General features: G+C 58.5%; 22 protein-coding genes. 9 read left to right on the top strand and 13 right to left on the bottom strand.

Translation table 11 applies throughout. From position 1 onward, the window contains the following. Positions 1–70: 70 nt before the first annotated feature. The 7 genes from tkt to BA177_RS14335 all read left to right on the top strand — a co-directional run bounded on the left by tkt (position 71) and on the right by BA177_RS14335 (position 10,690). On the top strand, positions 71–2,101 hold the full coding sequence (gene tkt, locus BA177_RS14365; protein ID WP_068617321.1) for a transketolase: 2,031 nt from the start codon (positions 71–73) through the stop codon (positions 2,099–2,101). A gap of 60 nt (positions 2,102–2,161) precedes the next feature. After that, positions 2,162–3,175 carry a type I glyceraldehyde-3-phosphate dehydrogenase gene (gap, locus tag BA177_RS14360; RefSeq protein ID WP_068617320.1) on the top strand — a complete coding sequence of 338 codons (1,014 nt, stop codon included), beginning with the start codon at positions 2,162–2,164 and terminating at the stop codon, positions 3,173–3,175. Positions 3,176–3,232: 57 nt separating this feature from the next. After that, on the top strand, positions 3,233–4,402 hold the full coding sequence (locus BA177_RS14355; protein WP_068617319.1) for a phosphoglycerate kinase: 1,170 nt from the start codon (positions 3,233–3,235) through the stop codon (positions 4,400–4,402). A gap of 346 nt (positions 4,403–4,748) precedes the next feature. Next, the gene (pyk, locus tag BA177_RS14350) at positions 4,749–6,182 is read left to right on the top strand and encodes a pyruvate kinase (RefSeq protein WP_068619430.1); all 1,434 of its coding nucleotides are present in this window, start codon (positions 4,749–4,751) and stop codon (positions 6,180–6,182) included. Between the two features lie 16 nt (positions 6,183–6,198). Beyond that, a complete protein-coding gene (locus tag BA177_RS14345) occupies positions 6,199–8,571 on the top strand; it encodes a penicillin acylase family protein (RefSeq protein WP_082990131.1) in 2,373 nt (790 codons plus the stop codon). Positions 8,572–8,647: 76 nt separating this feature from the next. Further along, positions 8,648–9,505 (top strand): AAA family ATPase, encoded by an 858-nt coding sequence (locus BA177_RS14340; RefSeq protein WP_068617316.1) that lies wholly within the window; start codon positions 8,648–8,650, stop codon positions 9,503–9,505. A gap of 9 nt (positions 9,506–9,514) precedes the next feature. Beyond that, a complete protein-coding gene (locus BA177_RS14335) occupies positions 9,515–10,690 on the top strand; it encodes a vWA domain-containing protein (RefSeq protein WP_068617315.1) in 1,176 nt (391 codons plus the stop codon). A 41-nt stretch (positions 10,691–10,731) separates the two neighbouring features. Here the strand turns inward: BA177_RS14335 and BA177_RS14330 are convergent, their stop codons facing one another. Then, positions 10,732–11,259: a peroxiredoxin gene (locus tag BA177_RS14330; protein WP_068617314.1), complete on the bottom strand. Its 528-nt coding sequence runs from the start codon at positions 11,257–11,259 to the stop codon at positions 10,732–10,734. 100 nt (positions 11,260–11,359) lie between these two features. Here BA177_RS14330 and BA177_RS14325 point away from each other — a divergent pair, with 100 nt between their 5' ends. After that, a complete protein-coding gene (locus BA177_RS14325; RefSeq protein WP_068617313.1) occupies positions 11,360–12,595 on the top strand; it encodes a patatin-like phospholipase family protein in 1,236 nt (411 codons plus the stop codon). Between the two features lie 12 nt (positions 12,596–12,607). Here BA177_RS14325 and mgtE read toward each other — a convergent pair whose 3' ends face one another. The 11 genes from mgtE to BA177_RS14270 form a co-directional block, all read right to left on the bottom strand. Then, positions 12,608–13,957, bottom strand: coding sequence for a magnesium transporter (gene mgtE, locus BA177_RS14320; RefSeq protein ID WP_231892454.1), 1,350 nt, complete (start codon positions 13,955–13,957; stop codon positions 12,608–12,610). A 144-nt stretch (positions 13,958–14,101) separates the two neighbouring features. Further along, the gene (gene rapZ / locus BA177_RS14315; RefSeq protein ID WP_068617311.1) at positions 14,102–14,986 is read right to left on the bottom strand and encodes an RNase adapter RapZ; all 885 of its coding nucleotides are present in this window, start codon (positions 14,984–14,986) and stop codon (positions 14,102–14,104) included. A gap of 33 nt (positions 14,987–15,019) precedes the next feature. Continuing rightward, on the bottom strand, positions 15,020–15,523 hold the full coding sequence (locus BA177_RS14310; RefSeq protein WP_068617309.1) for a PTS sugar transporter subunit IIA: 504 nt from the start codon (positions 15,521–15,523) through the stop codon (positions 15,020–15,022). A gap of 89 nt (positions 15,524–15,612) precedes the next feature. Further along, positions 15,613–15,933, bottom strand: a complete 321-nt coding sequence (hpf, locus tag BA177_RS14305) for a ribosome hibernation-promoting factor, HPF/YfiA family (RefSeq protein ID WP_068617307.1) — start codon at positions 15,931–15,933, stop codon at positions 15,613–15,615. 127 nt (positions 15,934–16,060) lie between these two features. Then, positions 16,061–17,455 carry an RNA polymerase factor sigma-54 gene (locus tag BA177_RS14300; RefSeq protein ID WP_068617305.1) on the bottom strand — a complete coding sequence of 465 codons (1,395 nt, stop codon included), beginning with the start codon at positions 17,453–17,455 and terminating at the stop codon, positions 16,061–16,063. 49 nt (positions 17,456–17,504) lie between these two features. After that, positions 17,505–18,230 (bottom strand): LPS export ABC transporter ATP-binding protein, encoded by a 726-nt coding sequence (gene lptB, locus BA177_RS14295; RefSeq protein ID WP_068617304.1) that lies wholly within the window; start codon positions 18,228–18,230, stop codon positions 17,505–17,507. Further along, a complete protein-coding gene (locus BA177_RS14290) occupies positions 18,227–18,901 on the bottom strand; it encodes an LptA/OstA family protein (RefSeq protein WP_082990130.1) in 675 nt (224 codons plus the stop codon). Before BA177_RS14290 ends, lptB begins: the two co-directional genes overlap by 4 nt. Before the next feature lie 56 nt (positions 18,902–18,957). Then, positions 18,958–19,515 carry an LPS export ABC transporter periplasmic protein LptC gene (lptC, locus tag BA177_RS14285; RefSeq protein WP_068617299.1) on the bottom strand — a complete coding sequence of 186 codons (558 nt, stop codon included), beginning with the start codon at positions 19,513–19,515 and terminating at the stop codon, positions 18,958–18,960. Positions 19,516–19,576: 61 nt separating this feature from the next. Next, a complete protein-coding gene (locus BA177_RS14280; protein WP_068617298.1) occupies positions 19,577–20,089 on the bottom strand; it encodes a KdsC family phosphatase in 513 nt (170 codons plus the stop codon). Next, on the bottom strand, positions 20,086–21,066 hold the full coding sequence (locus BA177_RS14275) for a KpsF/GutQ family sugar-phosphate isomerase (RefSeq protein WP_068619428.1): 981 nt from the start codon (positions 21,064–21,066) through the stop codon (positions 20,086–20,088). Before BA177_RS14275 ends, BA177_RS14280 begins: the two co-directional genes overlap by 4 nt. A gap of 33 nt (positions 21,067–21,099) precedes the next feature. Continuing rightward, entirely contained in the window at positions 21,100–22,065 is a 966-nt protein-coding gene (locus BA177_RS14270) for a calcium/sodium antiporter (RefSeq protein ID WP_068617297.1), read from the bottom strand. A 205-nt stretch (positions 22,066–22,270) separates the two neighbouring features. Here BA177_RS14270 and BA177_RS14265 point away from each other — a divergent pair, with 205 nt between their 5' ends. Continuing rightward, on the top strand, positions 22,271–22,519 hold the full coding sequence (locus tag BA177_RS14265; RefSeq protein ID WP_068619426.1) for a BolA family protein: 249 nt from the start codon (positions 22,271–22,273) through the stop codon (positions 22,517–22,519). A 31-nt stretch (positions 22,520–22,550) separates the two neighbouring features. Here BA177_RS14265 and BA177_RS14260 read toward each other — a convergent pair whose 3' ends face one another. After that, positions 22,551–23,537, bottom strand: a complete 987-nt coding sequence (locus BA177_RS14260) for a S1C family serine protease (RefSeq protein ID WP_231892453.1) — start codon at positions 23,535–23,537, stop codon at positions 22,551–22,553. Positions 23,538–23,709: the final 172 nt, after the last annotated feature.

Raw genomic sequence — 23,709 nt, 5'->3', positions numbered from 1 at the left:
CCAGCCCGTTTTGCCGCGCCAGTCGCAGAATTAACCATAACGCCGGATCGTCGGCCAAACTCAGAGTCCAATGCCACTAGAAACCAGCCCTCGGAACGTTGCGCGCCCAGCGCGACGTGACCTCGCAAACGCTATTCGCGCCCTCAGTATGGACGCCGTGCAAGCGGCCAATTCCGGCCATCCCGGTGCCCCTATGGGCATGGCGGACATCGCGGAGGTCCTTTGGAATGACTATCTGCGGCACAACCCCGCAAACCCGGAATGGGTCGATCGCGACCGTTTTGTCCTGTCAAACGGGCACGGGTCGATGTTGCTGTACAGCCTTCTGCACCTGACGGGCTACCCGTTGAGCATGGATGAAATCCGCAATTTCCGGCAGTTCGGCTACCGAACAGCCGGTCATCCGGAGCGCGAAGCAGAGCTCGGCATCGAAACCACGACGGGGCCGCTGGGGCAGGGCATCAGTAATGCGGTTGGCATGGCGCTGGCCGAGAAAATGCTGGCCGCCGAGTTCAATCGACCGGGATTCGAGATCGTCGATCACAAGACATGGGTATTCACCGGCGACGGTTGCCTGATGGAAGGTATTTCCCACGAAGTCTGTTCACTCGCCGGAACATTGAAGCTTGGCAAGCTTATTTGCCTGTATGACGACAACGGCATTTCCATTGATGGCGAGGTGGCGGCCTGGTTCTCGGACGATACGGCTGCGCGTTTTCGCGCATATGGCTGGCAAGTCATCGACAATGTCGATGGTCACGACAGCGACGCGCTCAACGCGGCCATCGCCGAAGCCGTGGCTGACGAAGAGCGGCCCACAATCATCTGCTGCAAGACTGTTATCGGCTTTGGTTCACCGAACAAGCAGGGCACAGCCAGCACGCACGGCGCGCCGCTCGGTGCCGACGAAATCGCGGCGACCCGTGAAGCGCTGGGCTGGCAATACCCGCCGTTCGAAATCCCGCAAGAAATTGCCAACGCGTGGGATGGACGGGACAAAGGCGCGGCGAGCGAACAGGCCTGGAATGACCTGTTTGCGCGCTACGAACTGGAGTTTCCGGAGCTGGCGGCAGAGTTCTTGCGCCGTAAACACGGTGCATTGCCGGAATCGTGGAATGAATTCGCCGCTGGCAAGATCGCTGAGATCGACACCGCAGGGGCCAAAATGGCGACACGCCAGGCGTCTTTGCTGGCGCTGAACGCGTTCGCTCCCGCGTTGCCGGAACTGATCGGCGGCTCTGCCGACCTGACAGGCTCCAACCTGACCAAGCACGACGGTTCGAGACCGGTGAGCGGCGACGACGCGTCTGGTAACTACCTGTATTTCGGCGTACGTGAATTCGGCATGTCTGCGATATGCAATGGCATGGCGTTGCACGGTAGTTTTATCCCCTATTCGGGCACCTTCCTGACGTTCTCCGACTACGCGCGCAACGCCCTGCGGATGGCGGCATTGATGGAGCTGCAGAATATTTTCGTCTACACGCACGATTCCATTGGTCTGGGCGAAGACGGCCCGACGCACCAGCCAGTTGAGCACGTCGCCAGTCTGCGGATCATGCCGAATATGCGCGTGTGGCGGCCGTGTGACACGGTCGAGACCGCCGTTGCATGGCGAGATGCAATAGAACGCCGCAACGGCCCTGTGAGCCTGGTCCTGACACGACAGGGTTTGCCGCATCAAGCGCGCAGTGTTGCGCAACGCGACAACATCGCTCGTGGCGGCTATGTTCTGCGCGACTCGGATGGCACGCCGGAGCTCATTTTGATCGCAACCGGTTCGGAAGTGGCGCTCGCGGTGGAATCCGCCGCTGTACTCAGCGACAGTGGCGTGAAGGTCCGGGTGGTTTCGATGCCGTGCGTGGAGTTGTTTGACCAGCAAACAGCGGATTACCGTGAAAGCGTTTTGCCGGCTGCTGTTTCCGCCCGCGTCGCGATCGAAGCTGGCGTTACCGAGGGTTGGTGGCGATTCGTTGGTACCTCGGGCCGCGTAGTCGGTATGGATACGTTTGGCCAATCGGCACCGGCCGAAAAATTGTTTGAGCATTACGGATTCAGCGTCGACAACGTCGTCTCGGTTACCCGGGAATTGCTGGACTGACACTGACACAACCGGGTCCGCGTGGCGGGCCGGGCAATTGATACAGACAGGGAGACTTCAATGACCATCAAGATCGGAATTAACGGCTATGGCCGTATCGGCCGCAACATCCTGCGTGCGCTGTACGAGGGCGAATTGCGCAAGGAAATCGAGATTGTTGCCGTAAACGATCTTGGTGATGCAAAGACCAACGCGCATCTGACGCGTCGCGACACGGCGCATGGGCGTTTCCCCGGCACTGTTGAGGTCGATGGCGACTACATGATCGTCAATGGCGACCGGATCCGGGTGCTGGCAGAACGCGATCCGGCTAAATTGCCCTGGGGCGAACTTGGTGTGGATATCGTACTGGAGTCCACGGGCTTTTTTGCGTCAAAGGAAAAGGCGTCGGCACATTTGAAGGGCGGTGCCAAGAAAGTCATTGTTTCGGCGCCGGCCGGAACCGAAGTTGATGCAACCGTCGTTTACGGCGTGAATCACCATACGCTGAAGGCATCGCACACGGTTATTTCCAATGCGTCGTGCACGACCAACTGCCTGGCACCGCTGGTCAAGCCGCTGCACGAAAAAATCGGCGTGAAACATGGCTTGATGACCACCATTCACGCGTACACGAATGACCAGGTACTGACGGACGTCTACCATTCGGACTTGCGTCGGGCGCGCTCCGCGACGATGTCGCAGATCCCGACGAAGACCGGTGCGGCAGTGGCCGTCGGCATGGTCCTGCCGGAACTCGATGGGCGACTGGACGGTTTCTCCATGCGCGTACCAACTATCAATGTGTCGGCGGTGGATCTCACCTTCGTTGCCAATCGCGATACTACGGCCGAGGAAATTCACAGCATCATGAAAGAAGCGAGCGAAGGCGAGCTGAAGGGCGTTTTGGCCTACACGGACGAACCGCTGGTGTCGATCGACTTCAATCACGATCCCGCCTCGTCAACCTATGACGCCGGGCATACCAAGGTGATGGGCGGCAATTTCGTCAAGGTGCTGGCCTGGTACGACAATGAATGGGGTTTCTCGAACCGCATGCTCGATACCACGCTGGCGCTGGCCAACGCCAAATAAGTCTCTGGCAACGCCCGCTGCTTGCGGCGGGCGTTTCGCCACACCGGGCAGTTACCAATGTTAAAAATGACCGAGCTGGATCTTGCCGGCAAACGCGTATTGATTCGTGAAGACCTGAACGTCCCTCTCGCTGCAGGCAAGGTGACGAGTGCGGCCAGGCTGGAGGCGGCGCTGCCGACGGTTAAGGCTGCTTTGCAGGCCGGGGCCGCGGTCATCCTGGTGTCGCACCTGGGGCGTCCGGAAGAAGGCAAGCCGGACGCGAAGCTTTCGCTGGCGCCTGTTGCCGATTGGCTGAGTGCTGCGCTCGGTACTGACGTGCCATTGATCGCTGATTGGAGTGCGGGCGTGAACGTCGCTCCCGGATCGGTCGTGTTGCTCGAGAACATTCGGTTCGTGGTGGGTGAGAAAGCCTGCAGCGATGAGCTGTCGCAGCGGCTGGCGAATTTATGCGATGTGTTTGTCATGGACGCATTCGGTACTGCGCACCGCGCACAGGCCAGCACCTATGGTGTCGCGAAGTTCGCGCCGATCGCCTGCGCCGGCCCGCTACTGGCAGCGGAACTGGCGGCGCTCGGCAAGGCACTTGATAACCCGGCCCGACCGTTTGTCGCCATTGTTGGCGGTTCCAAAGTGTCTACCAAGTTGACCGTGCTGGACGCGCTGGCCGGCATCGTTGACCAGTTGATCGTGGGTGGCGGGATTGCCAATACCTTCATCGCCGCAGAAGGCCACCCGGTCGGCAAGTCGTTACACGAGGCAGACATGCTGGATACGGCAAAGTCCCTGATCGCGTCCGGTGACGGCCGTGCGGTCGTGCCATTGCCTGTCGATGTTGTGGTCGCAAAGGAGTTTGCGAGTACCGCCACGGCGACGGTGAAGGCCTTGGCTGATGTTGCAGACGATGACCTGATTCTGGACATAGGGCCGCGTACCGCCCGGCAGTTCGCAGATTTGCTGGCGAACGCCGGCACAATCATCTGGAATGGCCCGGTCGGCGTGTTCGAGTTCGACCAGTTCGGCGACGGCACGCGGGCGATTGCAGAGGCCTGTGCGGCCAGTGACGCGTTCTCGGTTGCCGGCGGCGGTGACACGCTGGCGGCCATCGACAAGTACGGTGTCGCGGACAACATTTCATACATATCGACAGGCGGCGGCGCCTTTCTGGAGTTCGTCGAAGGCAAGGTGCTGCCGGCGGTGGACATTCTCGAAAAGCGGGCCGCGGATTAGACTATAGCGGGCGACGGCCAGCAGCACGGCTACTGCGCCTGGCACCGAATTCGCTCCGGCCCGTTGTACGACCCGCGCTGGCCGTCATTCAAGCAAGGTTCGCAAGCCGCGCTTTAACTGCCCGATTCGGCGGCCCACGCCGTTGCGGACCGCGTTGCTAACTCTCACGACGGTAAGACCCGCACCCTTGCAGGCGAATGACGGCCGGCACGCTCCCGATGTGGCAGCGCACAAATTCGGTGCGGAGAGACAACCGTCGTAGTGTTTGCCGCCTGGCCGGGCCCTGCAAAAATCTGCAGATGTAGCAATACGAAGTCATTGTTCGTATGCAATAATCGCCGCCATGCTGAAACGAACCAAAATTGTAGCGACCCTCGGGCCGGCTACCGATGATCCGGCTGTTTTGATCGCAATGATCAAAGCGGGTGTCGATGTAGTGCGCATCAACTTCTCCCACGGAGTTGCGGCTGAACACCGGCGGCGTACCGAAGCATTAAGAGAAGCGGCACGTGCCTGTGGCCGGGAAATCGGCGTCATGGGCGATTTGCAAGGTCCGAAGATTCGTATCCGACGTTTCCGTGAAGGCGCCGTGATGCTGAAGCCAGGTGCCGAATTCTTTCTCGATTCAACGCTGGGCGGCGATGACGGCGACGAACACGGTGTCAGTGTGGCTTACGACGACCTGCACGTAGACATCTCCGAGGGCGATACCTTGCTGCTGAATGATGGGCAGATTACGCTCAAAGTCGTTCGGGTCGACGGTACGCGGATTCGCACCATAGTGGAATTCGGCGGCGAGTTGTCTGACCACAAAGGTATCAACCGACAGGGCGGTGGTTTGTCGGCAGCGGCACTCACCAGCGAAGACCGGGCCAACATTCGAACAGCCGCTGAGCTGGAGATGGACTTTCTGGCAGTGTCGTTCGTGCGCAGTGCGGCCGATGTTCGCGAGGCACGCCGCTTATTCCGGGACGCCGGCGGCCACGGCATGATCGTTGCCAAAATTGAACGCGCGGAAGCGGTTGAACGCATTGAATCCATTATCGACGCGGCGGACGTCATTATGGTTGCCCGTGGAGATCTCGGCGTCGAAATGGGTTACGCCGAATTGCCTGGAATGCAAAAGCGGATCATCCGGCGCACACGACACATGAACAAAGTGGTCATCACAGCAACGCAGATGATGGAGTCGATGATCAATAGTCCGATTCCTACCCGTGCGGAAGTGTCGGACGTTGCCAACGCTGTTATGGATGGCAGTGATGCGGTAATGCTGTCTGCCGAGACCGCCGTAGGGGATTACCCGGTGGAAGCGATCAAGGCCATGGCCAGCGTTTGCATTGGTGCCGAGAAACATACCCTGGCGCGGGGCCGTACGTCGCATCGTCTTGATGACCAGTTTCAGGCTGTTGACGAGGCTATCGCGATGGCCGTCATGTACACGGCAAATCACATGGCCGTCAAAGCGATCATCGCATTGACAGAATCCGGGTCAACCACGCTGTGGATGTCGCGTATTCGATCGGACATTCCTATTTATGCATTCACGCCGCATATCGCTACGCGCCGGCGGGTAACCATGTACCGTGGCGTGTATCCGGTCGAATTCAATATAGAACACACGGAAATTCTCGAGCTGTACCGCGATATATTCGCAACCTTATTGTCGAACAAGTTGGTTGTCGAAAACGACCTGGTATTGTTCACCAAAGGTGACCTGAGCGGCGTTTCGGGAAGCACGAACTCAATGAAGATTATTCGGGTTACGTCGTCGCTATGACGGCCATCGACTGATCGTGCGGCGGGCAACGCGCTGGCTGTTGCGTCTGGCCGGTGTCCTTGCCGGATTGGGCATCATCAGTCTGTTTGTCGTCTGGCAGATGCTGCGTGGCAGCCTCCCCGATCTTGATGGTGAACTTGCAGTTCCCGTCATCAGTCAGCCGGCAAGTATCGAGCGCGATGCGGCCGGCATACCCACCATCCGGGCCAGCAACCGTCGTGACCTCGCGTTCGCAACCGGTTACGTACACGGACAAGACCGCTTTTTTCAAATGGATTTGTCCCGCCGCAGTGCGGCTGGTGAATTGGCCGGGTTGGTGGGCCGCGTTGCCCTTGCCAGAGACAAGCGCCATCGCCTGCATCGTTTTCGTGCGCGGGCAAAGCAAGTGCTGGCCACCGTCGACGATGAACACCGTGCGCTGCTCGACGCTTATGCCGAGGGAGTTAATTCGGCGCTGGGGGCCATGTCAGCCCGGCCGTTCGAGTACCTGGTATTGCGCAGCAAGCCGGAGCCCTGGCAGGCCGAAGACTGTTTGCTGGTTCTTTATGCGATGTTCCTCGACCTGAATGACTCGCGGGCGGACCGCGATGTGGAAATGTCGCTGGTTGCGCGCGCTGTGCCGCCGGACGTTTTTGCCTGGCTCTATCCGTCGGGCAGTCGTTGGGATGCGCCACTGGTCGGTTCAGCGAGCAGCGAGCCACCGATTCCCGGTCCGGAGCAGTTCGATCTGCGTGAATACAAGGCGCGCCTGACCGCTGCCCGTTTGCCTGTTCCGGAAATGCTGCCCGGCAGCAACAACTGGGCCGTGGCGGGTCAGCTGACGGCCGACGGCCGGGCCATTGTTGCCAATGACATGCACCTGGGATTGCGCGCGCCTGGCATCTTCTATCGTGCTCGCTTCCTGCAGGATGGGCAGGCGGCCATTGACGTGAACGGTGTGACCTTGCCCGGCACTCCGGTCATGGTCGCGGGCAGCAACGGCACAGTTGCCTGGGGCTTTACGAACAGCAACGGCGACTGGTCCGACGCTGTCATCGTTCGACCGGGCAGAACCTCGAACGTGTATTTGTCGCCAGACGGTGAGCGTTATTTTGAGACTTACCGTGAGTCCATCAAGGTTCGTGGCGAGCGCAGCGAAGAAATCATTGTGCGCGAAACGATCTGGGGTCCGGTTCGTGACGACCTGGTTCACCCTGACGGCGAAATCGCCGTAAGCTGGATCGCGCATGCGCCACAGGCTGTGAACGTCGCGCAACTGCGTCTCGAAACCGCGGGCAGCGTGGACGAAGCACTGTCTATCGCCAATCGTATGGGCATTCCCCCGCAGAACTTCATGACCGGCGATGCCGCAGGCAATATTGGCTGGACTATCGCAGGGCAAGTGCCGATACGCGGCAATGTTGACGGTCGCCTGCCCGTGGACGGCAGCACGTACCAAGGCATCGACGGCTGGTTGCCGGCAGAGCAATACCCGCGCGTGGTGAATCCGACTGATGGCCGCTTGTGGACTGCCAACTCGCGGGTTGCGGATGGCGACGCGTTGGCGAAGCTCGGAGACGGTGGCTACGCGTTGGGTGCCCGTAGCCAACAGATTCGCGACGGCTTGCGCTCGGTAGACCGATTTACCGCGCCGGACATGCTGGGCATACAGCTGGATGACCGCGCCTTGTTCCTTGAGCACTGGCGGGAACTCCTGCTGACCTTGCTCGATGACAACGCGATCAGCGGCAAGCCACAACGCGCGCAGTATCGTCTGTTGCTGGAAAACTGGGTACCGCATGCGTCCGTGGAGTCGGTCGGCTACCGACTGGTTCGGACATTCCGCGATGACGTTCATGGCAAGGTTTTCGAAATGTTGATGACGCCCGTGCGGGCCCGCTATCCGCACGAAGTTGCACTCCGGCCGAGCCGACAATTCGAAGCGCCATTGTGGGCGCTGGTGAGTGAGCGACCGGCGCATATGCTGACCGCTAACTTCGCGAGCTGGGACGAGCTGCTGCTGACGACGCTCGACCAGGTCATCGAAAAACTGGAAGCCCTGCCAGGGGGGCTGGCGCAACGTACCTGGGGTGAACGCAATACGGCAGCGATCAGGCACCCGTTGAGCGGTGCTTTGCCGTGGGTGTCCCGTTGGCTGGACATGCCGCGCGACCCGCTGCCCGGCGGACGAGACATGCCGCGGGTTCAGGGGCCGGCGTTCGGCGCATCGGAACGGTTTGCGGTTGCGCCGGGTGCCGAGGCTGATGGCTACCTGCACCTTCCGGGCGGGCCAAGCGGCCACCCGTTATCGCCGTATTACCGGCGCGGACACGCAGACTGGGTTGTTGGCACAGCTTCGCCTTTTCTGCCCGGAGCGGCGCAACACCAGCTCCGTCTCTTGCCTCAATAGCCACTGGCGGTGGCCTGTACGACAGTCGCTTGCCGGTGGTACTGTTCGCGGTCATGCATTTCCCAATGGACGATCGATGAGCCAGAAAAAATTTACCGGAACGGATTCCTATATCGCCACGGACGATCTGATGATGGCGGTCAATGCCGCTGTCACGCTTCAGCGCCCGATACTCATTAAAGGCGAGCCGGGCACCGGCAAGACTCAGCTCGCCATAGAGGTGGCGGCTGCTCTGGATCGGCCATTGTACGAATGGCACATCAAGTCGACGACGAAAGCACAGCAGGGCCTTTACGAATATGACGCGGTCGCGCGTCTGCGTGACTCGCAGCTTGGGGACAATCGGGTCCACGATATCGCGAACTACATTGTGCGCGGCAAAATCTGGGAGGCTTTCGACTCCGAAAAACAGCCAGTGTTGCTGATCGACGAAATCGACAAAGCGGATATCGAGTTTCCGAATGACCTGTTACAGGAACTCGATCGTATGGAGTTCTACGTTTATGAAACGCAGAAGCTGGTAAAAGCGACTCATCGCCCGATCATCATGATCACCAGCAACAATGAGAAAGAACTGCCTGACGCTTTCCTGCGTCGTTGCTTTTTTCACTATATCCAGTTTCCGGACAAAGACACGATGGCGAAGATAGTCGATGTGCATTTCCCCGGACTGAAAAAAGATCTCCTGAAGGAAGCACTGGAAGCCTTTTATAAATTGCGCGATGTGCCGGGCCTGAAGAAGAAACCTTCGACCTCGGAGCTGCTCGACTGGATCAAGCTGCTGCTGGCGGAAGACATTTCACCGGAAGTGTTGCGAAACAGTGATGCGGGGCGTGCGATCCCGCCGCTGTACGGTGCTTTGCTGAAAAACGAGCAGGATGTGCATTTGTTCGAGCAACTGGTGTTTCTGGACCGACGTTCCCGTTCAAAGTAGCCGACCCTCATGTTGATTCGGTTTTTCTACATGCTTCGTGAAGGCGGTTTGAAACCTTCTTTGACAGAGCTGCTGACCTTGCTGACGGCGATGAAGGAAGGCCTGGCTGGCCATGACGTCAACAATTTCTACTACCTGGCACGTGCGACACTGGTCAAAGACGAGTCGCTGTTCGATCGCTTTGACCGGATTTTCGCAGCGCACTTCAAAGGTATTGAGGACGCGCTGCAGGACCTGCAGGAAGAGTTGCCGGATGACTGGTTATTGAAGCAGGCGGAGCTGATGTTGTCCGCTGAAGAGCGCGCCCAGATAGAAGCGATGGGTGGCTTCGACAAACTGATGGAGGCGCTCAAGCAGCGACTGGAAGAGCAGGACGAGCGGCACGAAGGCGGCAACAAGTGGATTGGTACGGCCGGTACCTCGCCGTTCGGTGCTTACGGCTATAACCCGGAAGGCGTGCGCATTGGTCAGGACGGCTCCCGACACCGCAAGGCGACCAAAGTCTGGGACCGCCGCGAATACCGGAACCTGGACGACTCGGTTGAACTCGGTACGCGCAATATCAAAGTGGCACTACGCAAACTGCGAAAGTTTGCCCGTGAAGGTGCAGCCGATCAGCTGGATCTCGACGACACGATCGACAAGACAGCGCGCAACGCCGGCATGCTGGATATACGCATGGTTCCGGAACGTCACAACGCTGTGAAAGTCCTGTTGTGCCTGGACGTGGGCGGGTCTATGGACGATCACGTACGGGTATGCGAAGAAATGTTTTCCGCCGCCCGGTCCGAGTTCAAGCACCTGGAATACTTCTATTTCCACAATTTCATTTACGAAGGATTGTGGAAAGACAACCGCCGGCGTCATGACGAACGCATGTCGATCGGCGAAGTGACTCGGAAGTACAGCGCGGACTACAAACTGATTTTTGTCGGCGATGCCACTATGAGCCCGTATGAGATCGTGTATCCCGGCGGCAGCGTTGAGCACTGGAACGAAGAACCCGGGGCCGTTTGGATCAAGCGATTGCTAACGACCTTCCCAAAGGCAATATGGCTGAATCCGGAACCCCGGGAGCGCTGGGATTTCACACCGTCGATTAAGCTCGCACGTGACCTGATGGACGACCGGATGTTTCCATTGACCGTAGCCGGACTGGATGCCGGAATTCGCAAACTGCACTGACACCGCCCTGCATCAAAGGCAGTGTCAGTCCGGCGCAGCGGCTACTGTGATTGCAGTTCGTCGAGATCGGCGAGCACTTCGCGGGAATGCGAGTCCGGATCGACATCGGTGTAGTGCCGGGCGATATTGCCGTCGGGGTCGATTAAAAAGGTTTGTCGTTTGGCCATGGCAAAGCCGAATCGACTGACTTTGACGCCGTAGGCATCTGCCGCTGCACCATCAGTGTCGGCCAGCAGTGGAAACGGCAAGCCGTGCTTTTCAGCGAAGGCCTTGTGTGATTCCGCGCTATCGAGGCTGACGCCGAGTATGGCGCAATCCTTGCGGCGAAACTCGAATATGTCATCTCGAAACTCACAGGCTTCGGTCGTGCATCCGGGCGTGTCGTCTTTCGGGTAAAAATACAACGCGACCCATTGATCGCGATAGTCCTGCAGCGTGTGGGTCTTGCCATTTTGATCAGAGAGCGCAAAGTCCGGAGCCTTGCTGCCGGGCAGCAGGTCACCGGCCGATACCGGGAGGGCAAGCAACAGTGTGCTGGCCGTTACTATTGTCATTATCAAACGCAACATGGCGGAGTTCCTCTTCGCTACCTTTGACTTCAGTCAAGCGGGATATTGTGGACTGCATGGTATTGCTGCAGAGCTGAGCGCACTATAATACCTGCCACTCATGAATAGACAGTCCAACAAACACAATACAGCGCTGGTTCTGCCGGGCGGCGGAGCTCGCGGCGCATTTCAGGTGGGCGTACTCAAGGCTATCGCGGAATTAACTCCGCCAGGCAGTGCCAACCCGTTTCCTATCATTAGCGGGACCTCTGCAGGCGCCATCAATTCCGTGGTGCTGGCAACCCGTGCGCGACACTTCTCGATCGCGGTACAAGCACTGGAACACGTCTGGGGCAATTTTCATTGCGAACAGGTCTATCGCTCCGATGCCTGGACCATGTTAAAGAGCAGCTTGCACTGGCTGGCGGCTATCGTATTGGGCGGTAATTTCGTCGGTACTCCGAACTCGTTGCTCGATAACTCGCCGCTACGGACCTTGCTGAGCCGCAAGATTCGCTTTCCACGACTCGAGAAAGTTATCGAGGAGGGTTTTCTGCAGTCCGTTGCCATCACAGCCGCAGGCTACGCGACCGCACGATCGACGTCTTTTTTCCAGGGTACAGACGGGCACGAAAACTGGGCCAGAACCCGCCGGGTTGGTGTGAGTGGTGAGCTGCGCCTCGACCATCTGATGGCCAGCATCGCCGTACCGATGGTTTTTCCACCGGTCATGATCGATGGTGAGTATTTCGGCGATGGGGCCATGCGCCAGGCGACACCCCTGAGTCCGGCTGTGCACTTGGGGGCCGATCGAATACTGGTGATTGGTGTGCGGGACGAAACGGCCGACCCCGGAATAGCACCGGGTACGGAACAGCCGTTTCCGAGCATGGCCACAATCGCTGGATACATGCTCGACACGCTGTTCATGGATGGCCTGTACTCGGACTTGGAACGACTGACCCGCATTAATGAATTGATCGACTCCGTGCCGCCTGAGCACCGCAAGGGAGCCCTGGAGGACATGCGGCCGATTGACACGATGATTGTCTTGCCGAGTTGCGATCTGCGCGAGATTGCCTACGAGCACCGCAAGTCGATGCCGCTCCCGGTGCGCGCTTTGCTGCGCGGTATTGGCGGTCGCGGTGCGAGTGGCAGCCGCTTGCTGAGCTTCTTGTTGTTCGAGAGTGATTACACCCGGGACCTGATCGAATTGGGCTACCAGGATGCAATGAAGGTGCGCGACCAGCTCGAAGCGTTTGTCAGAGGCGATCCGGTGCCGCGGCTCTACGCACCACAGTGGGTATCCAATGACCTGACCGGTAGTCACCCGGTGTTGAAATTCAACGGACTTTGAACCGCTCGAAGGCTAGATCAGGAACATAGCTCCGAGACCGAGAAACGCCATGTAGCCGACGACATCGGTTATGGTGGTCAGTACGACGCCGCCTGCCAGCGCGGGGTCGATGTTCATGCGTTTCATGGTCATTGGGATAGCGAAACCGGCGGCTGCCGCAATGACCAGATTAATGCACATTGCACCGGCAATGACCGCGCCGATACGCCAGTCCTTGAACCAGAGCAGCGTGAACAGTGCGACGACCGCCGCCCAGCCAAACCCGTTCAGTACCCCAACAAGCACCTCCTTGCGAAAGATGCGTCGCGCATTGGTCTTGTCAATCTGGCCGAGCGCGATCGCCCGCGTCATGATCGTCAACGATTGGGTGCCGGCGATACCGCCCATGCTCGGTACAACCGGCATCAGTACGGCCAGCAGTACGATCTTGTCGATCGTCGTCTGAAACAGGTCGACAACCGACGCGGCCAGGAATGCGGTGGCCAGGTTGATGCCAAGCCACAAAGCGCGACGGCGGGCACTTTTCGCCACTGGCGCGAACATGTCGTCTTCTTCATCAAGACCAGCGGCACCCATCAGTGAGTGCTCCGCTTCTTCCCGGATGACGTCAACAACGTCGTCGACCGTAATACGGCCGACCACCCGGTTGTGTTCATCGGCTACCGGCGCGGATAACAAGTCGCGATGTTCGAACTCCCAGACGACCTCCTTGGAGCGCGCCGAGGCGGGAATCGGCACGACGTTAGTGGACATCACTTCGCCAACCAATTTTTCCTGGTCGGCCGTCAGAATACGCGACAGGAACAGCGCGCCTTTGTACTTGTTGTCCCGGTCCACAACAAAGATGGAGTCTGTGCCATCCGGAATCTCACCGCGTGCGCGCAGGTATCGTTGCACTACGTCAAGAGTTACATCCGGCCGCACGGTGACTATGTCGACGTTCATCAGACCGCCGGCACTGTCTTCGTCGTAAGCCAGAATCTGCGTCAGCCGTTCGTGATCCTGATGATCAAGTGACTTCAGCACCTCGCGGTTCAGCGCATCCGGCAACTCCGCCAGCAAGTCCGCGAGATCGTCGATTTCCATGCCTTCGACTGCCGCGATCAGCTCGTCGGTCGCCATGCCTTCGATCAGTCCGTTGCGGACTTCGTCTGCCAGTTCTACAAGTACGTCGCCCTCGATATCGGGGCCGATCATCTCCCAGATAACGCCGCGCTCACGCAGTGGCAAGGATTCAAGCAGTCGCGCCAGTTCGGCAGGGTGCAGGTTGCCAACGAGACGCCGCGCCGAGCGCATCCGGCCGGCGTCGAGGCGTTCCCGGAGCATCGACAGAGTTGTCTGTTTTGCGTCGTTGCTGTCCATGGGGGGCATCCTGTCTGTTACTTGCACCGCTTGGCATCTGTCCAGACAGCGTTCAAGCGGGGATGCCATGCAGTGTAGCGAGGTTTGCGGGGCGTAGCACCTGCGCCAGCTGACCTGTCACCGCCGAAATGTAGGTAGCGTGAGCTAGTGGCTGTCGCGTCTGCGCAATTCGTTGTGGCGGGTGAGGACAGGGTCGTGGGTCAGTTGCAGCGCTTTCGCCAGTTTCTCTGCCATGTAAACCGATCGATGCTGACCGCCGGTGCAGCCGAGCGCAACGGTCAGGTAACTGCGGTCAAAGTTGACGTATTCGGGTATCCAGTGCTGCAAGAACCCCAGTACGTCGTTGTACATCCGTTCGAACGACGGTTGCTTGTTGAGGAAGTCAGCCACGGCCTGGTCCTGGCCGGTAAGACTGCGCAGGTTGGGTTGCCAATACGGGTTGGGCAGGCTGCGCAGGTCGAAAACGAAGTCTGCATCGGCGGGTATGCCGTGTTTAAAGCCAAATGATTCGATCAGGACGGACAGCATCTTCTTGCCGCGCCGATCGACCCGGTCGCGAATCGCGTCGGCAAGCTCGTAAACGCTGCTTGTCGACGTATCAATGATGAGATCTGCCAGATTGATAATTGGACCCAGCAGCTCGCGCTCGTGCAGGATTGCTGCCCGCAGCGCAGTACCATCGCCGGACAGAGGGTGGCGGCGTCTCGTCTCGCTGTAACGTTTTAGCAGGATGTCGTCGTCCGCTTGCAGGAACAGAACGTCGGTTTGAATGTTGTTGTCGCGCAGGTTCTTGATCGTATCCGGCAACGCCTGAATATCCCGTTGTCGGTTTCGGGCATCGATGCCCACGGCGATACGTGCGACGGATCGTTCTTCGAATCGGGTTACTTCGTCTATGACCGACTTGATGAGCGCGGCGGGCATGTTGTCGATGCAGTAATAGCCAAGATCTTCAAGCACGTGCAGCGCGACGCTCTTTCCGGAACCGGAAAGCCCGCTGACCATTATGAGCCGGGTTTCTTCTGACATCGTTCGCTGGCCTTGGTTGTGAGCTGACTGCTGTTATTGTGGGGCCGAGCCAGCTTCCGCTTCCTCGTTCGCATCATTAGCAGGTCGCTGCTGGCTTAGCAACGCCTGATACAGTTCTTTACTGGTTTTGGCTGCCCGTATGGCGGCGCGCAAGTCCTGGCTCATCAAGGAGCTGGCAATCATATTGATGTCCGCTCGGTGATTGTCATCGAGTTCTACGGGAACCATCAAGCCGAACACAATATCCACATCTTCGCCATCGCTGGCATCAAAGTCGACCGGGCTGGACAGCTTCATTAGCGCGCCAGAACTGGCCGTAACACCTTCCACCCGGCAGTGTGGAAAGGCAATGCCAGCATCAAGGCTGGTACAGCCCAGACGTTCACGCTCGATTAGCCGCGAAAAAATTTCTTCGTTGGAAATTTCTCCGGCCGAGCGTGCCAGTAATTCACTGAGAATCTGGAGGCAATGCTTCTTGCTGCGAGCATGCGCATTGCACAAGACATTGTCCGGGTTGATTAATTCTTCGAGAATCATGGCGTATTTCTGCGGCTGGAGCGCCGTCGCCTGGAGTGGTGGGGGTTGACCCCGCGACGCATTGAATGTGCGTCGCGGGGTCAAAGTCGTTAGCCGTAAGATCGTTTGTCCGCTTCTCTGGCGTGGTGGTCAGCCAGCTTTTCTTTATGCTTTCTAACCTGACGATCAAGTTTATCTACAAGACTGTCTATCGCCGCGTACATGTCATCTTCTGTTGCGTCAGCGTGTATTCTGCCACCGTTTACGTTCACTGTCGCTTCTGCTTTATGGCGTAGCTTCTCGACAGTCAATACGCAGTGCACATCTGAAACAAGATCAAAATGCCGTTCGACTTTTTCGATCTTGGTGGCAACGTAATTCCGCATTGCCGTGGTTACGTCTACGTGATGGCCCGTTACGCTTAGTTGCATGGTGTTCTCCCGTGTTGCTAATAGTGGACTCACTTTCGCTCCCCCTGTCTCCGGTGTTTCCACTGTCGTCGAAAAAGTTAATGGTGTCTTAATGTCCTCCTGTTGCAATCGGAATGGTTAGTTTTACCTATTTTGGTTTGCGTACCCGGCGTTCGCTGGACGACAAAATCTTCATAGCTTCACGGTACTTGGCAACTGTTCGTCTCGCAACATTTATGCCTTCCTGCTCGAGGATAGTGGCTATTTTGCTGTCGCTCAGCGGTTTGCCCGGGTCTTCCGCGCCAATCAGCTTGCGTATTTTCGCGCGGACGGCTGTTGACGACTGGTCGTCACCGTCCGTTGTCGAAAGGTGGCTAGAGAAAAAGTACTTGAATTCGAATACGCCGCGCGGCGTATGCATGTACTTGTTTGTTGTAACACGAGAAATTGTTGATTCGTGCATGCCGATTGATTCGGCTACGTCACGCAGAACCAGGGGTTTCATGGATTCATCGCCGAAGTCCAGAAACTCGTGTTGTCGGGCAACGATGCAAGTTGCGACTTTCATTAATGTTTCGTTGCGGATTTCAAGGCTTCTGACCAGCCAGCGGGCTTCCTGCAACTGCGAACGCAAAACGGAATGATCACCACTGCCGCGAAGCAACTGCGCGTACTGCTGATTTACTGATAGCCGTGGAATGCCGGAAGAGCTGACTTCGACGTGCCATTGATTGTCTATTTTTCTGACAAAGACGTCGGGAATGACGTATTCGGGTGCCGCCGGGCTGACCGCGAGGCCAGGCTTCGGGTGGCAGCCTTTTACCAGGGCCAGTGCCGCGTCCAGTTCGTCTTCCGAGGCGCGCAGGCTGCGTCGCAGCTCAGCGTATTCCTGATTGGCAATCAGATCGAGGTGTTCTGCGGCGAGGTCGATAGCGAGTTTCAGGCCAGGGGTCTGCTCGTCGAGCTGCGACAGTTGCAACACGATGCACTCGGAAAGAGTACGCGCACCGACGCCGACAGGATCGAGGCGCTGTATTTTTTGCAGGGTGAATTCGATCTCGTCATCACTGGGTGCGCTGCCAATGTCGACACAGGCGCGTACGTCGTCAAACTCTGCGGTCAGGTAGCCATCGTCGTTGATCGCGTCGATCAATGCTTCGCCGATCAGCGTTTCACGCTCGTCGAAGCTGTCTAGTTCAAGTTGCCAGAGCAGGTGATCGCGCAGTGACTCGCCGCTTTGATCGGCGTAGTCGTCGCTGGTCCGTCCTTCGCCGTTCCAGCCGCCATCCTGCATGCGTTCCATGGAACTCGACTGCCAGTTCTCTTCTGCCTTTATGGTTTCGACTTCGGCAGTGGAATCGGCACTGTTGGCGGGAACCTCTGGCAGGTCCTCCATTTCCAGCATGATGTTTTCTTCCAGCGCTTCCTGAATCTGCGCGCTGAGATCGAGCACCGGCAATTGCAGCAGCCTGATGGCCTGTTGCAACTGCGGGGTCATCGTCAACGATTGACCGAGTTTGAGTTGAAGCGACGGTTTTAGCATCAGGAATAACTGCAGGCGTTAGCGGCGGGATTCTTGGTACACATTTTGTTCAGAGTTTGAACTCCTGTCCGAGATACACTTCTCGAACGTGCTGATTGCTCAAAATTTCATCCGGTGGCCCTGATGCGATCAGACTGCCATCATTGAGTATATAGGCTCGTTCGCAGATTCCGAGTGTTTCCCTGACATTGTGATCGGTAATCAGTACGCCGATGTCGCGATCGCATAAATGTTTGATAATGCGTTGAATATCCAGTACCGAGATCGGGTCGACGCCGGCGAACGGTTCGTCCAGCAAAACAAAGCGGGGATTGGCGGCGAGGGCCCTGGCGATTTCGACGCGCCGCCGTTCGCCGCCTGACAGGCTGATGCCCAGGCTTGTACGCACATGACCGACGTGCAGTTCGTCGAGCAATTGGTCTAATTCCTGTTCCCGTCCGGGGCGGTCCAGGTCAGCGCGGTTCTCGAGGATTGCGAGCACGTTCTGCTCGACGGTCAGTTTGCGAAAAATCGATGCTTCCTGTGGCAGGTAACCAAGACCCATTGCCGCCCGACGATGCATGGGCAGCGCGGTGAGGTCTTGACCGTCCAGCAATATGCGCCCGCGATCTGCTGCGATCAGTCCAACGATCATGTAGAAAGCGGTTGTCTTGCCGGCGCCATTGGGCCCGAGCAGCCCGACGACTTCGCCACTGGATATTTCCAGCGATATGTTCTTGACGACTTCCCGGAATTTGTAGCGCTTCGCAATGTCCTGCACGCTCAATATGCTCATTGCACGCCATCCCCGTTGCCGTCCGGCGCTTCGGCTTCGGGTACCGGTTCTTGCTGAGGTTGAGCACTGTTGCGGCTGTCCGGGGTGTAGGTAATCTTGACCTTTTCGCCGCCATTGCCACTCGAGTCAGCATTAATGCGGCGCTCACGGATGTTGTAGACCAGAAAATTGCTGGAAATCTGGTTGCCGCCTTCGGTGATGATGGCCTTGTCGGAAAATTCGATAACGCCGTCACTGAAGTTGTATTCCAGCTGGCCGGCTTCGGCGTAAGTCACCTGGTCACTGTCTGCCCGGCGCAGCTCAAAGGTCGCCGGTGAGCCGGAGATGCTGGCCAGGCGTAACTGGTGGCCCGCGAAATGCAGGTTGGCATCGTCGCAGCGGATTTGCCCGTTGCCGGTATCGATGCGGACATTGCCGGAGAATTGCCAAACGCTGTCTTCGAAGTCGAGTTTGCTGGCGCGGCCAGTGTCGGCTTCAACACCGATGCTGCCCTGTGTCAGGCGCAGGCCGCGGAACATCAGCATCGAATTCTTGCCGTCGTAGTCGGTTGAATCGGCGTCCAGTGAAATCGGCAGACGCAGATCGCTCGCCTGCGCGTACACGCTCGCCGGTATGCCGGCCAGGGAGGCCAGTGCACAGATGGCAAGCAGCAAGTGAGATCGATTTAACATGTATTTGAGGACCAGCGACGCACTTTTGGGTTCAGACAGACAGCCATTCTACGTTATCAGGGCACGAACTTGCCGCTGACATTTGACTTTAGCTCTAATCGGTTCTGGTCGAACAAGGCTTCCATGCCAGTAGCCGTCAGACTGCGCTCGCCGATGCGGATCTGAACCCGCTGATCGGTTGCTGCACGGTACTTTCCCGGCTCCAGCTCCAGCCAGTCTGTGCGTATCTCGGTCACTGCGCCGGAAAACCCCCGATTGCTGACGGCCACCACGTGACCCGACAAGGTCAGGTGTTGTTCCTCGCCGGTAATTAGCGCCTGATCGGCGCTGACTGACCACGGTATGTCCGAGTCCGCAGCGTACTGAATTCTGACGTTGTCGAACGCGATTTCATCCGTGCCGCGCTGTTCGGCATATTCCGCTTCAATTTCGTACAGCAATTGGCCGCTATCACCGGTGCCCAGAATACGGGCGGAGCGCAGGTAGTAGCCTTGCTGGATGCCGCCGGTGCCCGACACCGGCGGAGCCGCTGTATCCAGCGAACTCGCGAGGTACCAGCTGGCGGCCGCGGCCCCGAGCAAGGCGATGAAACCGGCGACATGCCGGCCGGTCATCGTGGGTTTGTCCCGCTACCCAGACCGGTCAGCCTCGGCAGAGTTGTGGCGCGCAGCACTGTCATGCCGGTGCGGGCTGATCGCGAGCCGCCAGCAAGCGGTCACAGACGTCGCGGACGGCGCCGTAGCCGCCACGCCACTGGGTGACAAAGTCGCATTCTGCCACTACCTGCGGGTGGGCGTTGGCAACCGCGATAGCAATGCCCGCGCGGCGCAGCAATGGCAGGTCGGGTACATCGTCGCCGGTATAGGCGCATTGCGAAGCTTGTAGCTTGAGTTGCGCCAGCAAAGTCTCGAACACGGCAACTTTATCCTTGCAGCCCAGGTACACATGCTGCACGCCAAGCTCCGCCATGCGAATTTCTACCGCGCGAGACTGTCGGCCGCTGATCACCGCGACGGCGATACCCGCATCAAGCGCGCGTCGAATGCCGTAGCCGTCGAGCGTGCAGAATGCCTTGCTTTCAACGCCGGCATCGGAGAGGTAGAAACGACCGTCTGTGAACACGCCGTCGATATCAAAGGCAGCGAGCTGTACCGCCGCCAACCTGTGTGACAGCTCATCAGTGCTCATACGATCCCCGCACGAAACAGATCGTGAATATTCAGCGCGCCAACGAGTACACCGTCTTCGTTGATGACCAGCAGGCCGTTGATCTTATGTTCTTCCATAACATGTATGGCCTCTGCGGCCAGTATGTCGACCGGGATCGTCTTGCAGTTGCGATGCATGACCTCAGCCATAGGCACCTTGTGCACATCGACGCCGCTGTCAAGCGTCCGTCGCAGGTCACCGTCTGTGAAAATGCCGAGGATATGCTGTTGTTGGTCAACAACGGCCGTCATGCCGAGACCTTTCTGCGACATTTCCACCAGCCCGGCGCTGAGACTGACATCGGCGGTTACCATTGGTATGGCCTCGCCACTGTGCATGACGTCGGCAACCCGCAGCAACAGGCGCTTGCCCAACGAGCCGCTCGGGTGCGAGAGCGCGAAATCTTCGGCGGTAAAGCCACGGCTTTCGAGCAGCGCAACGGCGAGTGCGTCACCCATGGCGAGTGTTGCTGTGGTGCTTGCGGTAGGCGCCAAATTCAACGGGCACGCTTCTTCTTCCACACTGACATCAAAATGCACGTCCGCCGCTTTCGCAAGTGTCGATTTCGGTTTGCCGGTCATGGAAATCAGCTTCGCCCCCATGCGTTTGACTAACGGCAGGATGGTGATGACCTCCTGTGTCTCGCCGGAGTTGGATACCGCCAGCATCAGGTCCTGGCCGGTGATCATCCCAAGGTCACCGTGGCTGGCTTCCGCGGGGTGCATGTAAAAAGCCGGCGTACCGGTGCTGGCCAGCGTGGCTGCAATCTTGCGGGCAATGTGACCCGACTTGCCCATGCCGGTCACTACGACGCGACCGGTCAGATCGAGGCACAGCTGGCAGGCTTTGGCGAACGAGTCGTCAAGCCGCCCGGCCAGTGCGCTAACGGCTCGCGATTCGATGTCCAGCACCCGTTCTGCCAGTGCTTTTTGTTCCGCCGCTGTGAGTCTGGAGATCAATGGATGTCCCTTGGTCAGCCAGCCGTCAGTTTATACGTTCTGTACAACGACGTAGCCGGTATATGCAAAGTAGGCGCAGATCAGGCACAAACCTTCGAAGCGGTTTATGCGGCCCTCACCTTCGTATTCGTAGGTCATGGCAAACAGCACCAGGGTAAAGGCAACCATGACAAAGATGTGCAGCGAGAGGACCGACGGCGGCAGCGCCAATGGTTGAATACTGGCCGCAACGCCGATTACAGCCAGCAGGTTGAATATGTTCGAGCCGACGATGTTGCCGATCGCCAGGCCGTACTCGCCTTTGTAGGCACTGACCAGCGACACCGCCAGTTCGGGCAGGCTGGTTGCGATGGCGACCAGCGTGATGCCGATTACCACTTCCGACACGCCGAAATGACGCGCGACTTCAATGGCTCCGTCAACCAGCAAGTCCGCACCGAACAGCAAGGTTCCTAGTCCGACCAGCAGCCAGATCGCGGCTTTTTGCATGGAGACGTTGCTAGGGATTTCCGCTTCGTAATCGTTGCGCATTGGGTCGTTGGCCGACGAACGGATGCCGACCCGGGTGAGCCACACCATGACGATGATCAACGCGGTCAGCAGTACGAAGCCGTCGATACGACTGAGGTACGAGTCCAGAAACAGGGATACGGTTAACAATGAGACTGCCAACAGTGCAGGCATCTCGCGGCGCAGTGTCTCAGAGGTCAGTTCGATGGGTCTGAACAGCGCGATGGCGCCGAGAACCAGGCCAATATTCGCGGAATTGGAGCCGATTGCATTACCGATCGCCAGTTCCGGTTCGCCACGCAAAGAAGCGACGACGGACACCAGAATTTCCGGTGCCGAAGTGGCGATAGCGACGATAGTCAGGCCGATGAGCAACGGTGCGACGCCAAGGTTGCGCGCTATTGCCGCACCACCAAATACGAACCGGTCTGCACCCCAGATCAGGAGCGACAGTCCGGCAATAATTTCAACAATATTGCCAAGCATATATTCAGTACTACTAAGACTCGGGAACCGGCCGCGTGTCGCCCAGCGCATGGTGCGCGCGGTCGGGGAGGGTCATCATACACAAACATCCGGCCATTGAACCGCTTGCAGGCGGGCGAATTTACGGCGCTGCATTTGCTACACTGCGCGACCAATAACAGCCCGGCCTGCCACAGTGGCAGGCCCGTCGATCGAGCGCACGCCCATGGACCCCACTGAAGTAGAGCAATTAATCAAAGCCGGAATGCCCGACGCGGAAGTCCGGGTAATGAGCCCGGACAATACGCATTTCGAGACGCTGGTCGTCACCGAGGCGTTCGCGGGCAAACGCGCAATCGCCAGACATCAACTCGTCTACCAGTGCCTTGGCACGTTGATGGGTAACGAAATTCACGCGATGTCGATTCGTGCGCACACGCCGGAGGAATGGCAGGCACTGCAGGCGGCGGATTAGTACCGCGATCGTCCGGGCCTGCTAGCCAGGTTCAGAATTCGGGCGGGCGCTCGACGACGGTTAATTCGGCACGAAACCGTTGGCCGCCTCGCCAGCAGTCCATCTCGACCTTGTCGCCGGGTTCCAGGCCGGCGACAAGCAGCAATGCCTGCTGGCGGGTGCGTATGGGTTCGCCGTTAATGGCGAGTACCACGTCACCTGCGGCCAGCCCGGCCGTATCGGCTGGTCCGCCGGCGCGCACGGCATTCAGCAGAATGCCGATTTCCGGAGGAAGCCCGAGCGCATCGGCTTCCGCAGGCGTCAATTCGTCCGAGTCCAGCCCGATATAGCCGCGGATGACACGCCCGTCGCGCTTCAGCGCCTCGACCACACCGCGCACGAGGTCAACCGGGATGGCGAAACTGATGCCCTCGGTACCCGCATCTTGGGCCAGCACGGCGGTGTTGATGCCGACCAGTTCACCCAGACTATTGATGAGTGCACCGCCGGAATTGCCTTCATTGATCGCCGCGTCGGTCTGGATGAAATTTTCGAAGGTCATCAGGTTCAATTGTCCGCGGCCCGTCGCGCTGACGATGCCTTGGGTGACGGTCTTGGTGAGGCCGTAGGGGTTGCCGATAGCGAGGACAACGTCGCCGATGCGCAGATTGCTGGAGCGACCCAGCGGGATGGCGGGCAGCGTGCCCAAGTCCACTCTGAGGAGTGCGAGGTCGGTTTCGGCGTCAAAACCGACCACTTGAGGGTCGGCGATACGGCCATCGGCCATCTGTACCCGGATTTCTGCCGCATCGGCGATGACATGGTAATTGGTGACGAGATAGCCATCCGCATCGATGACCACTGCCGAGCCGAGACTGGTATTCAAGCGCAGCCGGTCGTTGCCGTCGTTCTCGGGCCCGGCCTGCACCAGTCGGCGGGTGTAGATGTTGGCGACTGACGGAGCGCCAATATCCACCGCGTCTGCATAGCTTGCCGGCGGCGTGGCAATGGACCGACCGTTATTTGTCAGCGGCAGCAAATCCGGCCGAAACAGCACAACGACAAAGGCTGTAGCCAGTCCGATGCAAACGGATTGCAGTAAAAACAGCAGTACCGGCTTGATGCGGGCCACCAGGCCTCCTGATGAATACTCGTCAATCATTAGTGTTAGCGATGCTCGGGATGGAACTTGATGGCCTAGCGTGTAGCCA

Origin of the sequence: Woeseia oceani (assembly GCF_001677435.1) — a bacterium.
Lineage (GTDB): Bacteria > Pseudomonadota > Gammaproteobacteria > Steroidobacterales > Woeseiaceae > Woeseia > Woeseia oceani.
This window is presented reverse-complemented; position numbering and strand designations above follow the sequence as displayed.

Excerpts from the sequence above, each read along its gene's own strand:
- tkt (WP_068617321.1), top strand. The coding sequence starts at position 71 with ATGCCACTAGAAACCAGCCCTCGGAACGTTGCGCGCCCAGCGCGACGT.
- gap (WP_068617320.1), top strand. The coding sequence starts at position 2,162 with ATGACCATCAAGATCGGAATTAACGGCTATGGCCGTATCGGCCGCAAC.
- BA177_RS14355 (WP_068617319.1), top strand. The coding sequence starts at position 3,233 with ATGTTAAAAATGACCGAGCTGGATCTTGCCGGCAAACGCGTATTGATT.
- BA177_RS14340 (WP_068617316.1), top strand. The coding sequence starts at position 8,648 with ATGAGCCAGAAAAAATTTACCGGAACGGATTCCTATATCGCCACGGAC.
- BA177_RS14335 (WP_068617315.1), top strand. The coding sequence starts at position 9,515 with ATGTTGATTCGGTTTTTCTACATGCTTCGTGAAGGCGGTTTGAAACCT.
- BA177_RS14330 (WP_068617314.1), bottom strand. The coding sequence starts at position 11,259 with ATGTTGCGTTTGATAATGACAATAGTAACGGCCAGCACACTGTTGCTT.
- BA177_RS14325 (WP_068617313.1), top strand. The coding sequence starts at position 11,360 with ATGAATAGACAGTCCAACAAACACAATACAGCGCTGGTTCTGCCGGGC.
- mgtE (WP_231892454.1), bottom strand. The coding sequence starts at position 13,957 with ATGGACAGCAACGACGCAAAACAGACAACTCTGTCGATGCTCCGGGAA.
- rapZ (WP_068617311.1), bottom strand. The coding sequence starts at position 14,986 with ATGTCAGAAGAAACCCGGCTCATAATGGTCAGCGGGCTTTCCGGTTCC.
- BA177_RS14310 (WP_068617309.1), bottom strand. The coding sequence starts at position 15,523 with ATGATTCTCGAAGAATTAATCAACCCGGACAATGTCTTGTGCAATGCG.
- hpf (WP_068617307.1), bottom strand. The coding sequence starts at position 15,933 with ATGCAACTAAGCGTAACGGGCCATCACGTAGACGTAACCACGGCAATG.
- BA177_RS14300 (WP_068617305.1), bottom strand. The coding sequence starts at position 17,455 with ATGCTAAAACCGTCGCTTCAACTCAAACTCGGTCAATCGTTGACGATG.
- lptB (WP_068617304.1), bottom strand. The coding sequence starts at position 18,230 with ATGAGCATATTGAGCGTGCAGGACATTGCGAAGCGCTACAAATTCCGG.
- BA177_RS14290 (WP_082990130.1), bottom strand. The coding sequence starts at position 18,901 with ATGTTAAATCGATCTCACTTGCTGCTTGCCATCTGTGCACTGGCCTCC.
- lptC (WP_068617299.1), bottom strand. The coding sequence starts at position 19,515 with ATGACCGGCCGGCATGTCGCCGGTTTCATCGCCTTGCTCGGGGCCGCG.
- BA177_RS14280 (WP_068617298.1), bottom strand. The coding sequence starts at position 20,089 with ATGAGCACTGATGAGCTGTCACACAGGTTGGCGGCGGTACAGCTCGCT.
- BA177_RS14270 (WP_068617297.1), bottom strand. The coding sequence starts at position 22,065 with ATGCTTGGCAATATTGTTGAAATTATTGCCGGACTGTCGCTCCTGATC.
- BA177_RS14265 (WP_068619426.1), top strand. The coding sequence starts at position 22,271 with ATGGACCCCACTGAAGTAGAGCAATTAATCAAAGCCGGAATGCCCGAC.